Origin of the sequence: Streptomyces sp. NPDC007189 (genome assembly GCF_040703635.1) — a bacterium.
Lineage (GTDB): Bacteria > Actinomycetota > Actinomycetes > Streptomycetales > Streptomycetaceae > Streptomyces.
The window spans coordinates 288835-301016 of record NZ_JBEYEY010000003.1; the positions used below are offsets into that span (position 1 = coordinate 288835).

10 protein-coding genes are annotated in these 12182 nt (G+C 72.5%); 3 read left to right on the top strand and 7 right to left on the bottom strand.

The window, feature by feature from the left end; translation table 11 throughout:
• Positions 1-60: 60 nt before the first annotated feature.
• The 3 genes from AB0950_RS07460 (at position 61) to AB0950_RS07470 (ending at position 4205) form a co-directional block, all read left to right on the top strand.
• Positions 61-624, top strand: a complete 564-nt coding sequence (locus AB0950_RS07460; protein ID WP_366778034.1) for a DUF2243 domain-containing protein — start codon at positions 61-63, stop codon at positions 622-624.
• A 14-nt stretch (positions 625-638) separates the two neighbouring features.
• Complete coding sequence (locus AB0950_RS07465; RefSeq protein ID WP_366778175.1) at positions 639-1463, top strand: cytochrome c oxidase assembly protein; 825 nt, start codon at positions 639-641, stop codon at positions 1461-1463.
• A gap of 309 nt (positions 1464-1772) precedes the next feature.
• The gene (locus tag AB0950_RS07470; protein WP_360161797.1) at positions 1773-4205 is read left to right on the top strand and encodes a SpoIIE family protein phosphatase; all 2433 of its coding nucleotides are present in this window, start codon (positions 1773-1775) and stop codon (positions 4203-4205) included.
• On the opposite strand, the gene AB0950_RS07475 is transcribed toward AB0950_RS07470, so the two are convergent.
• From AB0950_RS07475 to AB0950_RS07505, 7 genes are all read right to left on the bottom strand, one after another.
• Positions 4145-5212: a histidinol-phosphate transaminase gene (locus AB0950_RS07475; RefSeq protein WP_366778035.1), complete on the bottom strand. Its 1068-nt coding sequence runs from the start codon at positions 5210-5212 to the stop codon at positions 4145-4147. The genes AB0950_RS07470 and AB0950_RS07475 overlap by 61 nt on opposite strands.
• Before the next feature lie 6 nt (positions 5213-5218).
• Positions 5219-6238, bottom strand: coding sequence for a 3-oxoacyl-[acyl-carrier-protein] synthase III C-terminal domain-containing protein (locus AB0950_RS07480; protein WP_360161793.1), 1020 nt, complete (start codon positions 6236-6238; stop codon positions 5219-5221).
• Positions 6235-6888, bottom strand: coding sequence for an SRPBCC family protein (locus AB0950_RS07485; RefSeq protein WP_360161791.1), 654 nt, complete (start codon positions 6886-6888; stop codon positions 6235-6237). Before AB0950_RS07485 ends, AB0950_RS07480 begins: the two co-directional genes overlap by 4 nt.
• Entirely contained in the window at positions 6860-8608 is a 1749-nt protein-coding gene (locus AB0950_RS07490; protein ID WP_366778036.1) for a thiamine pyrophosphate-binding protein, read from the bottom strand. Before AB0950_RS07490 ends, AB0950_RS07485 begins: the two co-directional genes overlap by 29 nt.
• Positions 8605-9621: a GlxA family transcriptional regulator gene (locus AB0950_RS07495; RefSeq protein ID WP_366778037.1), complete on the bottom strand. Its 1017-nt coding sequence runs from the start codon at positions 9619-9621 to the stop codon at positions 8605-8607. Before AB0950_RS07495 ends, AB0950_RS07490 begins: the two co-directional genes overlap by 4 nt.
• A 155-nt stretch (positions 9622-9776) precedes the next feature.
• Positions 9777-11393: a cation acetate symporter gene (locus AB0950_RS07500; RefSeq protein WP_366778038.1), complete on the bottom strand. Its 1617-nt coding sequence runs from the start codon at positions 11391-11393 to the stop codon at positions 9777-9779.
• A complete protein-coding gene (locus AB0950_RS07505; RefSeq protein WP_366778039.1) occupies positions 11390-11920 on the bottom strand; it encodes a DUF485 domain-containing protein in 531 nt (176 codons plus the stop codon). The genes AB0950_RS07500 and AB0950_RS07505 overlap by 4 nt, the downstream gene beginning before the upstream one ends.
• Between the last annotated feature and the right edge of the window lie 262 nt (positions 11921-12182).

Sequence of the window (12182 nt, forward strand, 5' to 3'; positions counted from 1 at the left end):
GGGGAACCTGCCGCTGAGGCACCTTCCGGCGGACTCCAGAGGCAGGAGCGGAGACAGGCGATGGCCACCACGACGGGCGAAGCGCGGGCCGGCCTTTCGCAGCCGAGGAGTATCCGATTGCCGGGCATCGTGCTCGGTGTGGGGCTGGGCGGATTCGTCGACGGCATCCTGCTGCACCAGCTGCTCCGGTGGCACCACATGCTCACCAGCACCAACCACGATCACATCGGGGTGAAGTACTACGACCCCCACACGGTGTCCGGGCTGGAGATGAACACCGTGTGGGACGGCATCTTCCACGTGGTGTGCTGGATCGCCGTGCTCACCGGCCTGGCGATCCTGTACTCCCGGGTCACGCACAACCGGCGTGCGGTGTGGACCTCGCGCGTTCTGTGGGGCTGGACCCTGGTCGGCTGGGGCCTGTTCAATCTGTTCGAGGGCATCCTCGACCACCAGATCCTGGGTATTCACCACGTCCACGGTGGCCCGTACCAGGCATGGTGGGACGCCGGTTTCCTCGTGCTGGGCGGGCTGTTCGTGATCGGCGGCTACCTGCTTCAGCGCAGTGGCCGGCCCTTCGACCCGGGACACCCCACCGACCGGCACGAGAGCCGGGGCGCCTGATGGACCACCCCCACATGCCCGCGCACGGGCACACCGCGGGCTACAGCCTCGTGGAGTGGCTGCTGCCCGCGCTCGCTCTTCTGGCCGCCGCCGGCGCCTACCTGCTGCTCACCCGCCGCGCATGCCGCCGTCATCCGGCCCGGGGCTGGAGCCGGTGGCGGACCGCCGGTTTCCTGAGCGGAACCGTCCTGCTCGCCGTCGCGCTGCTGCCGCCCGTGGCCCCGTTCGCGCACGAGGACTTCCGCGGACACATGGTCCAGCACATGCTCATCGGCATGTACGCGCCGCTCGCGTTCGTCCTCGCGGCTCCCGTCACCCTCCTGCTGCGCGCGCTGCCCGCAGTCCGGGGGCGGCAGCTGACCGCGGTGCTGCACAGCCCGCCCGCCCGCGTCATCGCCCACCCGGCGGTGGCGCTGGCGCTGTCCACGGGCAGCCTCGCGGTGCTCTACTTCACCCCTCTCTACAACGCGGCCATGGGCGACCCGACGGCGCACTGGCTGCTGCACACGCACTTCCTGCTGTCCGGATGCCTGTTCGCCCACGTCATCGCCGGACCCGACCCCGCCCCCTCCCGCCCCGGCGTGCCCGCCCGGCTGGTCTGCCTCGGTGTCGCCATCGCGGCGCACGCGGTGATCGCCCAGCTGATGTACGGCGGCTTCTGGGTCGACATCCACGCGCCCATCGACCAGGTCCAGGCAGGCGCGGAGATCATGTACTACGGCGGTGACATCGCCGAACTCCTGCTGGCCGCCGCCCTGGTCGCCACCTGGCGCCCCGGCCACCCCCGCACGGCACGCCGCGCGGCCGCCGCTCCCCGGGGAGCATCGGCACCCGCCTGACACCGCCGGGCCGACGGAGGAAGCAACGCTGGTGTGGGTGAACCAGGTCAGCAAGTGGGCGCTGCGCGGTGCACGGTTCCTGAGCGATGACGCCGCCCTTGGTGTCCCGGAACCCTTCGTGAACCACCGTGCCGCGCGGCGGGCGGGAGCGCGGGCGAACTCCGGGTTTGAATAGGCTTGCATGGCATCAGCAGGTCGGCGTGGCTCGGGGAACGCCGAGTCACCGCCCCGGACGCCGTCGCGTCGGTCACCGGCCGGGGCAGGGACCTGCGGCACAACATCGGTGACCGTACAAGGTGGTGTCGAGCGGTGCAGAAGCGGACGGCCGAGCCCGGTGCGAGCCACGACGATCCGTTCGCCCCGCACCTCGCCGCCCTGGCGGTGCTCGACGACCGGGGAGCCGTGGTCGGCTGGAGCCGGCGGGCCGAGGAGCTGCTGGGCCATCCGGGTACGGCGGTGATCGGTCGTCCGGCCTGCGAAGTCCTCGTCGACCCGCGGGATCTGCCGGGTGTCCGTCAGGCCGCGGCGAACTGCAGAAGAACCGGCGGCTGGTACGGGACGCTCACGGTGCGGCACCGCGACGGACGGCTCGTGGAGCTGGGGATCCGGGCCCAGGCACTGGCACGCGACGACCGGGTCCGTGAGTGGCTTCTCGCCGGGGCGCTCGCGGCCGACGTCCTGGAGTGGCAAAGGGACAGCGCCGTACTCGACGGACTGTACCGCCGGTGCCCGATCGGCCTCGTCGTCCACGGCCCCGACCTGAGGGTTCTCCGGGTCAACCGGGCCGTCGAACGCTTCACCGGCGTCCCGGCGGCGGACTTCCGGGGTCTGCCCACCGGATACCTGCTCCTGCCCGACGACGCGCGCAGGGCCGTGGACCGGGCACGCCACGTCATGGAGACCGGCAAACCGCTGATCTACTCCGAGCAGTTCGCCCGCCTGGAGCGGGATCCGACCCGGGAGACGGTCGCGATGGTCTCGTCCTTCCGGATGGAAGACCCCTCCGGCCGCGTCCTGGGCGTGGCCGAGATGATCGAGGACATCACCGAACGCCACCGGGCCCAGCGCCGGCTCGCGCTCCTCGACCAGGCCGGCAGCCGTATCGGCACCACCCTCGACGTGGCGGAGACCGCACGGGAACTGGCCGAGGTGATGGTGCCGCACCTCGCCGACCACGCGTCGGTGGACCTGCTGCAGCCGGTGACGCGCGGTGAGGAGCCGACGCGGACCCTGGCAGGGCCCGTGGTGCGCGTGGGGGCCTGCGGTGTCGGCGCCCAGCAACCCAGCCCGCCGCATCCCCAGGGCGAGCCCGTCGAGTTCGGGCCCGGCACGCCGCAGGCCACATGCCTGGCGGAGGGGCGGCCCGTCCTGGAACCGGTGCTCCCGCCCGACTGGTTCTCCATGGAAGGCCGCGAGGGGGCCCACGCTCCGGACCTGGGCGTCCACTCGCTGATCGTGGTCCCTCTTGCCGCACGCGGCCTGGTGCTGGGCGTGATGACCCTGTGGCGTTCGCGCCGCCCCGATCCCTTCGAGGCGGACGATCTCACCCTCGCCCAGGAACTCGCCTCACGTGCCGCCGTCGCGATCGACAACGCCCGGCGCTTCACCCAGCAGCAGCAGGCCGCGTTCGCCCTGCAGAGCAGCCTGCTGCCCCGGGCGGTCCCGGACCAGTCGGCCGTCGAGGTGGCCCTGCGGTACCTGCCCGCCAGCGCGGCCCCGGGCCTGGGCGGCGACTGGTTCGACGTCATCCCGCTGTCCGGGGCCCGGGTCGCCCTCGTCGTCGGCGACGTGGTGGGGCGCGGCATCCACGCCGCCGCCACCATGGGCCGGCTGCGCACCGCCGTCCACACGCTCGCCAGCCTCGACCTGGAGCCGGACGAGGTCCTGTCCCGGCTGGACGACCTGGTCGGCCTGCTGGCGGCCGAACAGGAAGCGGCCGGCGAACGGCCCGTGGGCGAGCAGGTCGTCGGCGCCACCTGCCTGTACGCCGTGTACGACCCGGTCTCCCGGCTGTGCTCCATGGCCCGCGCCGGCCACCCGCCGCCCGTGGTGACCGCCCCGGACGGACGGGCCGCTCCGCTGGACCTGCCCGCCGGCCCGCCGCTCGGCCTGGGCGGGCTGCCGTTCGAGGCGCAGGAGATCGAACTCGCCGAGGGAAGCCTGCTGTGCCTGTACACCAACGGACTCGTCGGCGAACGCCACATCGACCCCGACATCGGCCTGACCAGACTGTGCGCGGCACTCGGCCACCCCGCGGAGGCACTCGAACGGACCTGCCAGGCGGTGGTCGACTCGCTCGTGCCCTCACGCCCCACCGACGACGTCGCCCTGCTGATCGCACGCACCCGCATGCTGCCACCGGACGACGTCGCCTCCTGGAGTCTGCCGCCCGAGCCCGCCAGCGCCGCCCGGGCCCGGGAACTGACCTCGGCCAAGCTCACCGAATGGGGCCTGGAGCACCTGGCGTTCACCACCGAGCTGATCGCCAGCGAACTGGTCACCAACGTCTACCGGTACGCCGGCGGCCCCGCGACCCTGCGGCTGATCCGTGAACGGTCCCTGGTGTGCGAGGTCAGCGACACCAGCCACACCGCACCCCACCTGCGCCGCGCCCGCAGCACCGACGAGGGCGGGCGCGGCCTGTTCCTGGTGGCCCAGCTGACCGAACGCTGGGGAACCCGCTACTCCCGCGAGGGCAAGACCGTGTGGACCGAACAGCCACTGACCGGCACCCTCGCCTGACGAAACCGGCGCGCGACGGGTCCCGCCAGCGCGGTGAGCACCGTGTCGTTGGCCTTCCGGGTGCCGACGGTGATCCGCAGTCCCTCACCGGGGTAGTGGCGCGTCAGCACACCGGCCTCGGTGAGCACCGCGGCGCCCTCGTCGACCGGATCGGGCGCGGCGAGCCAGACGGAATTGGCGTGGCCCGGGCCTACCCGCCAGCCGAGGCCGCCGAGTTCCTGCCGGAGCCGTTCGCGTTCGGTGACGACGGTGTCCACGCGTCGGCGCAGTTCGCCGCCGGCCCGCAGGGACGCCTCCACCGCCGCCGTCGCCACCGCGTTGATCCCGAAGGGCAGCTGCTGCCGGCGGATCCGCTCCACCAGGTCCGGGGTGCCGAGTCCGTAGCCGACCCGCAGGGCGGCGAGGCCGTAGGCCTTGGAGAAGGTGCGCAGGACCAGCACGTTGGGGTGTGCGCCCAGGAACGCGGGCAGCTCCGGCGGGTCGGCGGCGCGGGCGAACTCCACGTACGCCTCGTCCAGGAGCACGGTCACGTGCCGGGGGACCCGGTGCAGGAACGCGCGCAGGGCGTCGGCGGCGATCAGGCTTCCGGTGGGGTTGTGCGGATTGCACACCACCACGACCCGGGTGCGGTGGTCGACCGCGGCGAGCAGGGCGCCCAGATCCTGGTGTCCGTCCGGAGACAGGGGCACGGGAACGGGCCGGGCGCCGACCATCCCGGCCAGCAGCGGATACGCGTCGAAGGTCCGCCAGGCGTGCACCATCGTGTCGCCCGGCTCGACGACCGCCTGCAGCGCCTGCAGTGCCACGCCCACCGATCCGCTGCCGACCGCGACGCTGCCGGGGCCCACCCGGCACCAGGCGGCGATCCGCTCGGTGAGGTCGTCGGGGTGGAACTGCGGGTACCGGTGCGCCTGTGCCACGGCCCGTCGCATCGCCCTGCGCACCGAGGGCAACGGCGGGTACGGGCTCTCGTTCAGGGCCAGCCGGTGCAGTACGGGAACGCCCATGGGCCGTCATCCCCGCCCGCCGTGCCAGCGGACGGCGGCCGCACCGGCGAAGTCGCCCGCATGGGCGAATCCCCCCAGCACCACCAGGTCACCGCCCTTCACCCGGCCCGAGCGGACCGCGTGGTCCAGGGTGACCGGGATCGCCGCTCCGAACAGGTTCCCGTACCGGTCGAAGGTGTTCAGGTGCCGTTCGGCGGGCAGTTGCAGCGCCTCCCGCCAGTTCCGCAGGAAGGTGCGGTTGGGCTGGTTGGTGATGAGGACGTCGATGTCGCCGGCCGGCACGCCGAGCCGCCGGCACAGGTCCGTGACCACCTCGGGGACCAGGCGGTTGCCGCGTGCCAGGACCTTGGCGACGCTCGCGTCGGTGAACCCGATCCGCAGCTGGGACTCGCCCGGCTCCCAGTACTTGCGGCCGTCGTCGACCGCCACCGTCATGTCCCCGGCGTACGCGCCGATGTGCCGGGCCTCCACGTCGAGGACCGGGGCGCCGGCCGACGTCGTCACATATCCCACGCCGCAGCCGTCGCCCGGGATGGCGGCCTGGGCGAGCCTGCGCACCTCGGACTGGGTGAACCACTGGCCCGCGGCGCTCTGCGCGTTGCAGATCAGCGCGCTCTTCGCCGCGGTGGTGGTGAGGATCTGCCGGGCCAGCTTCAGCATGTACACGAAGGACGCGCAGCCGGCGTTGGCCACGTCGACGAGCCACTCCGGGTTCAGGCCCAGCCGGCGCGCCACCTCGGTCCCGGCGCCCACGAACGGCAGGTCCGGCAGCTGGCTGTGCACCAGCAGCACGTCGACCCCTTGGATCTCGTCCCTGCCGTGCCGTTCGATCAGGGGCTGTACGGCGCGTTCGACCATGTCCGCGTTGGTCTCGTCCGGCGCCACGTGGTGCCGTAACGGCGGGACCTTGAACATGGGGTGGTCGCGGAGCTTGTCCTCCGCTCCGGGGTGGTCGGTGTAGAACGCGGCGGGGACCGGATCGCCGGGGAGGTAGCTCGCGACGTCCGTGAGACTGACCGTGGTCACCGCTCCACCGCCCTCACCGGGGCCACGCCGACCGGCAGGCCGGCCCGGTGACGGTGTTCCAGGATCGCCTTGAGGTTGTTCATCTCCACGGTGTGCCCCGCGTAGAAGAGGTCCCAGTAGTCGCCCACCCAGGGCCGGTCCGGGCGGGGCGCCTTCTCGGGGTGCGGGTTGGCGTCGTAGTAGGGGTGCCGGCAGTTGGTCCAGGTGATCACCGATCCCGGCCTGTCGAGCACCAGGCGGGCCGGCACGACGCGCATCAGGTAGATCATCCACAGCTTGTCGCCCTGGTCCCAGGCGCAGTGGTAGTCCACGGTCATGGCCTGGGGGTTGGCCTCCACCCTGCAGTAGATCCTGGTGTCGTCCTCCAGCCGGTCGCGGCCGACCCACAGCCCCGGTGTGCCGGACGGCGCGAAGTCCCGCAGGCTGCAGGTCCACTCCTCCAGGTGGTGACCCTGGCGCAGGTAGTCGTAGGCCTGCTCCGGCGGGCAGTCGACGTACTCGTGGATGGTGCAGTACTGCCCGTAGACCTGATGGTGGGGGTAGACGGCGTGGGTGAGGTCCATGCAGTGGGCGGTCAGCTCCTCCCTGCCCGCGTTCTCGATCCGCATCAGGCCGGGGATGTCAGCCAACGTGGACGACTCGTCGCTCATCCGGGTTCTCCTTGCTGTCGGGGTGTGCGGCAGTGCCGGTGGCTTCGGCGAAGGGCTGGAAGGGGAGGAACGGGGGGATCTCCTGCGGGTCGCAGTCCAGCGCGACGAACGCCGGGCCGCCGCCCGCGTTGCCGCGCAGCAGCGCCTCGCGCACCTGCGCCGCGTCCCCGGCTCCGGTGACGTCGAGGGACGGGAAGGCGGCGGCCACCCCGGCGGCGATGTCGGTCCGGCCGAACAGGTCGTCGCCGCGGACGCCGCCCTGGAGGAACTCCTCCCGCAGCGCACACATGGCGTGGGCGTTGTTGTTGAAGATCACGAACGTGACGGGTGCGCCGTACTCCACGGCGGTGTGCACTTCCATCCCGTGCATGAAGAAGGCCCCGTCACCGGCGAGGACGTAGGTGCGCCGCCCGGTGGCGAGCGCGGCGCCGATCCCCGCACCGAAGGTGTAGCCCATGCCGCCCATGCCGACCGCCACCACGAAACGGCCGCGGCGCGGCGCCGGAAGGAGGTGGACCGCGCTGGCGCCCGCGTTTCCGGCGTCCACGAAGACGTGCGCGTCCTCGGGGAGTGCCGCCTCCACCGCGGCGATCGCCTCGGCGTAGGGGACGGCACGCCCGCGGACGGCCGGGGCGACAGGGCCCGGCAGGGGACCGGAGTGCGGGGCGCAGGCAGGGGAGCGTGGCGGGAGCCGGCCGGTCACCGCGCGCAGCGCCTCCCGAAGATCCCCGGCCAGCGCGGTGCCCGGCACGAACGGCGGTTCCGCACCGAGCGATACGACGTCGGCGGCGCCCAGGGCCCGGTCGAGGCCGCCGCGCGCCAGGAGCGGCAGCCGGGTGCCCGCCAGCAGGCACACATCGGCCCGCCGCAGACAGTCCGCGACGTTGGCATGGCCCATCACCCCGGCCACACCGGCGAAGCGAGGGTCACGGTTGTCGAAGACGTCCTTGGCGTCCGGGGTGACCGCCACCCACGCGCCGAGGTGCCGGGCCAGTCCGGCCAGTTCCGCGCGCGCGTCCGCGGCGGCGACGCCCTCTCCGGCGATGACGAGGACGCGGCCGGCCCCGCGAAGGGTGTCCGCCACGGCGGTGAGGGCCGCGCTGTCGAGGTCTGTCGCCGGTGCCGCCGGCGCCGGCGCCGGGACGCGGCCGGGCAACCGGATCCGCGCCTGCTGGACGTCCTTGGGCAGCAGCAGGACCGCCGGACCGCGCGGCTCTGCCTGGGCCGCGGCCACCGCTCGGGGAAGCAACTCCAGGAGCGAGTCCGCGTCCTCGACCCGGGCGCAGAACCGGGAGACCGGTGCGAAGACCTCCCGGGCGTCGAAGGAGCCCGCCTTGCCGCTGGAGTCCTGGAACGCCCCGTGGCCCTCCTGGCCGGTCGGCGGCTGGCCCACCAGGGCCAGCACGGGCACCCGGGACGCGTACGCCTCAGCCAGGCCCGGAATCAGGTTCATCGCCCCGCCGCCCGAGGTGGCGGCGACGACGCCCAGGCGCCGGGTGGTCCGCGCGTACCCGTCGGCCATCGTGACGGCGGAGAACTCGTGCTTGGCCACGACGGGGCGGAGGGTGCCGCCGCGGTGAACGGCGTCGTACAGGTCCTCGATGTTCGCGCCGCCGACGCCGAACAGGTGGGTGACGCCGGCCCGGGCGAGTTCCGCGGCGAGGTGGTCGGCCAGGCGTACCGTGCCTGCCGTGGGTAAGTGGGGGGTCGTGGTGGTCATGCGGGGGTCCTCTCCGTCTCGTGGTGCCGGTCGATGAGGCCGGACGGCGAGACGGTCTGGAAGCGGTGCCGGTACTCCTTCGGCGTGAGCCCCAGGGTGCGTCCGAAGGAGCGGCAGAACGTCTCGGGGGCGCCGAACCCGCAGCGGCCCGCTATCTGACTCATCGACAGATCGGTGGTTTCCAGCAGTTCGCGCGCGCGGGCGATGCGCGTCCGCTCGACGTACTGGCCGGGGGTCGTGCCCACCTCGCGCCGGAAGACCCGGGCGAAGTTGCGCACGCTCATGTTGGCCCGCCGGGCGATGTCGGCCACGGGTAAGGGATGGTGCAGGTTCTCCAGGATCCACTCCTGCGCGGTGCGGATCGGCGGATGGTCGGCCAGCTGGGCGTCCAGGACGGCGCTGAACTGGGGCTGTCCTCCGTGCCGTTTGAGGAAGAGCACCAGGAAGCGCGCCGTCTCCAGCGCGAGCGCCGCGCCGTGGTCGGCCTCCACCAGGGCCAGCGCCATGTCGATCCCGGTCGACACGCCCGCGGAGGTCACGTAGGGGCCGTCCCAGACGAAGATCGGCTCGGCGTCCACCGTCACGTCCGGATAGCGGCCGGCCATCGCCTCGCTGTACGCCCAGTGCGTGGTGGCGCGTCTGCCGTCCAGGAGGCCCGCCTCGGCCAGCAGAAAGGATCCGCCGCAGACGGAGGCGACCCTGCGCGACCGGGCCGCCGCCTCGCCGATCCACGAGACCAGCGCCCGGTCGCGCAGCGCGTCGCCGAGACTCCACCCGCCCGGCACGAGAAGGGTGTCGATGGCTCCCTGCCCCTCCTGAAGCGGGGAAGCCGCCACGCTCACGCCGGAACTCGTGCGCACCAGCGGCGCCTCGGCCGAGACCAGGTCGATCCGGTAGGGGGCGGCCGCCGGGGCGAGGAGCCGGTTGGCGGTGTCGAACACTTCGATGGGTCCGGTGATGTCCAGGGCCATGGCGCCCGCGTACACCACCACCACAACACGTCGCTCTGCCACGGTCACAGCCTGTATCGGCCGCCGTACTGGCTGCAATGACAGATTATTGACGGATCCGGCCATCAGGCGGTCGCCGGATCCCGGACGGGGCTGCCGACCAGGCAGTTCGTGGGTGCCGACAGCCCCGCCCGGTGAGGCACTTCACAGTGACCGGGTCATTCGGCCGCGGCCAGCAGCCGTGCCTCGCTCTCCTCGTACAGCCGCCGGTTCTCGCGGCTGCCGGCGGCGCGGCGCCGGTGGTCCAGGCGGCTGCCCAGCCAGCCCGCCAGATAGCCGAACGGCACCGAGACCAGGCCGGTGGACTGCATCGGGAACCAGTGGAAGTCCGTATGCGGGAAGACAGCGGCCGGAGTGCCGGAGACGGCCTTGCCGAAGACCATCAGCACCAGCGCGCAGGCCGTGCCGCCGTAGAGGCTGGCGAGCAGGCCGGTGCGGGTGAACCCGCGCCAGAACAGCGAGTAGGTCAGCGCGGGGGCCACGGCCGACGCCCCGATGCAGATCGCCAGCGTGGTCAGTACGGCGACGTCCCAGTCCTGGACCAGGACGGAGAGCAGGATGGCGACGGTCCCCACCCCCACGCTCGTCCACGCCGCCACCGTCATCTCCGTACGCGGCGCCGCCCGTTCCCGCCGTACCACATGGGCGAACAGGTCGTGGGCGAGCGACGAGGCCGCGGCCAGCGTCATGCCCGCGACGGAGGACAGCAGGGTGATGAACACCGTGCCCGCCATGGCCGCGTAGAGAACGGTCGTGCCCACGGAGCCGGCGCCGCCGCCGAGCGCCCGGGACAGCATGAGCACCGACGTCCTGCCGTGCGGGTCGACGGCGGTGATGTACCGCGATCCGACCAGGGCCGCCGCGCCCGTGCCCATGATGATCACCGTCAGGCAGAACGTGGTGACCGTGCCGACCGCCCAGGACATGGAGCGGCGCACGGCGGGCACGTCCCGGGCGGAGTACAGGCGCATCGTGATGTGCGGCAGGCAGGCCGCGCCGAGGATCACGGTGATCTGCAGACTGGCGAAGTCCAGCCGTTCGCTCGCCGACGTCCCCAGCTGGATGCCCTGCCGGAGGAAGGCCGGGCCCGCTCCGCTGCCGTGCTCGGCGGCCCGGAGCAGCGCGTCGAGGTTCCAGTCGAAGCGGTTGAGGACCAGGGCGGCGACGGTGACGCTGGTGCCGAGCAGGATCACGATCTTGATCATCTGGATGAGCGCGGTGCCCCGCATGCCGCCGATCGCCGCGTAGATGATCATCAGGCTGCCGACCAGGACGATGCACGCCGTCCTGGCGCCGGTCTCGTGCGGCAGGCCCACGATGAAGGTGAGCAGCGACCCGGCCCCGGAGAGCTGGACGACCAGGAAGGGGAGCGTCGCCGAGAGCGTCACCACGCAGGAGGCGATGCGCACGGCCCGTCCGGGCACGGTGCGGGCCAGCACGTCGCCCATGGTGAAACTGCCGGAGTTGCGCAGCGGTTCGGCCAGCAGGAACATCAGCAGCACCAGCGACAGGGCGGTGCTGACCGCCAGCACGTAACCGTCGTATCCGGCGAGCGCGATGATGCCGGTGGTGCTCAGCACCGTGGCCGCGGAGATGTAGTCGCCCGCGATCGCCAGGCCGTTCTTGAGCGGGGTGAGCGAGAGGTAGCCGGTGTAGAAGTTCGTCAGGTCGTCGCGGTCCGGCCCCGCCATCACGCACATCAGCAGGGTGAGGGTCACCAGGGTGCTGAACAGGACCAGGACGATCGCCTGCGTGCCCGAGCCGAAGTCGTTCATCTCGCCACCCCGGCGTCTGGGCCCGGCCGGACCGCCCGCTCCCTGACGGCCAGCGCCAGCGGGTCCACGAAGTGCCGTGCGCTGCGGCCGTACCAGAGGACGGCGGCGAAGGTGACGACGAGCTGGAGGATCCCCAGGCCCATCCCCAGGCTCAGTTCTCCGGCGATCCTGGAACCCATCAGGTCCGGCGCACAGCAGGACAGGACCACGTACACCGCGAAGGAACCGAGCGCGGTGAGCGTGGAGACCCGGCGGAGCACCCGGTAGGCCGAGCGGAGGGCGGCGAGGTCGGCGCCGTGCGAACGGCTCTCGTGCGCGTGCGGCTCGCGCCGGGGGACCTGTCCGTACAGGTCGTGGTCGAAGGCGTCGTATCCGTACGGGGCGTCCTGCGGGGCGTGGTGTCCGTACGACTCCTGTCGTGGAGCCTGCCCGTACGGCTCGGGCCGGTGGGCGTGGCCATGGGCCTCGGTCCGCTGTGCCCATCCCGGCGGTGCTGGCGGTGGGTACCGGTCGTCGGGGTGTGTCATCGCATGGCCTTCCGGTGCGGCTCGGATCCGTGGGAGGTGGCGGTGAAGCGTCGGTGTGGCGGCGCACGATACCGACTGGTTGGAATGCCTGATAACCCCGCCGAAAATCACGTTTTCGGCTCGATGCGGCATCCGGTCGACGGCGATCCGCCGGAGGGTCCACGGCCCCCGGACCCTAGCCCCCTGGCCGCCTGGACGACCTGTGGGGAATGTCACGTCACCGGACCTACCTACTGGTCGGTATGGTCGCGGGAGCCGCGAC

Coding starts and splice junctions, on each gene's coding strand:
- AB0950_RS07460 (WP_366778034.1), top strand. CDS start 61: ATGGCCACCACGACGGGCGAAGCGCGGGCCGGCCTTTCGCAGCCGAGG.
- AB0950_RS07465 (WP_366778175.1), top strand. CDS start 639: ATGCCCGCGCACGGGCACACCGCGGGCTACAGCCTCGTGGAGTGGCTG.
- AB0950_RS07475 (WP_366778035.1), bottom strand. CDS start 5,212: ATGGGCGTTCCCGTACTGCACCGGCTGGCCCTGAACGAGAGCCCGTAC.
- AB0950_RS07485 (WP_360161791.1), bottom strand. CDS start 6,888: ATGAGCGACGAGTCGTCCACGTTGGCTGACATCCCCGGCCTGATGCGG.
- AB0950_RS07490 (WP_366778036.1), bottom strand. CDS start 8,608: ATGACCACCACGACCCCCCACTTACCCACGGCAGGCACGGTACGCCTG.
- AB0950_RS07500 (WP_366778038.1), bottom strand. CDS start 11,393: ATGAACGACTTCGGCTCGGGCACGCAGGCGATCGTCCTGGTCCTGTTC.
- AB0950_RS07505 (WP_366778039.1), bottom strand. CDS start 11,920: ATGACACACCCCGACGACCGGTACCCACCGCCAGCACCGCCGGGATGG.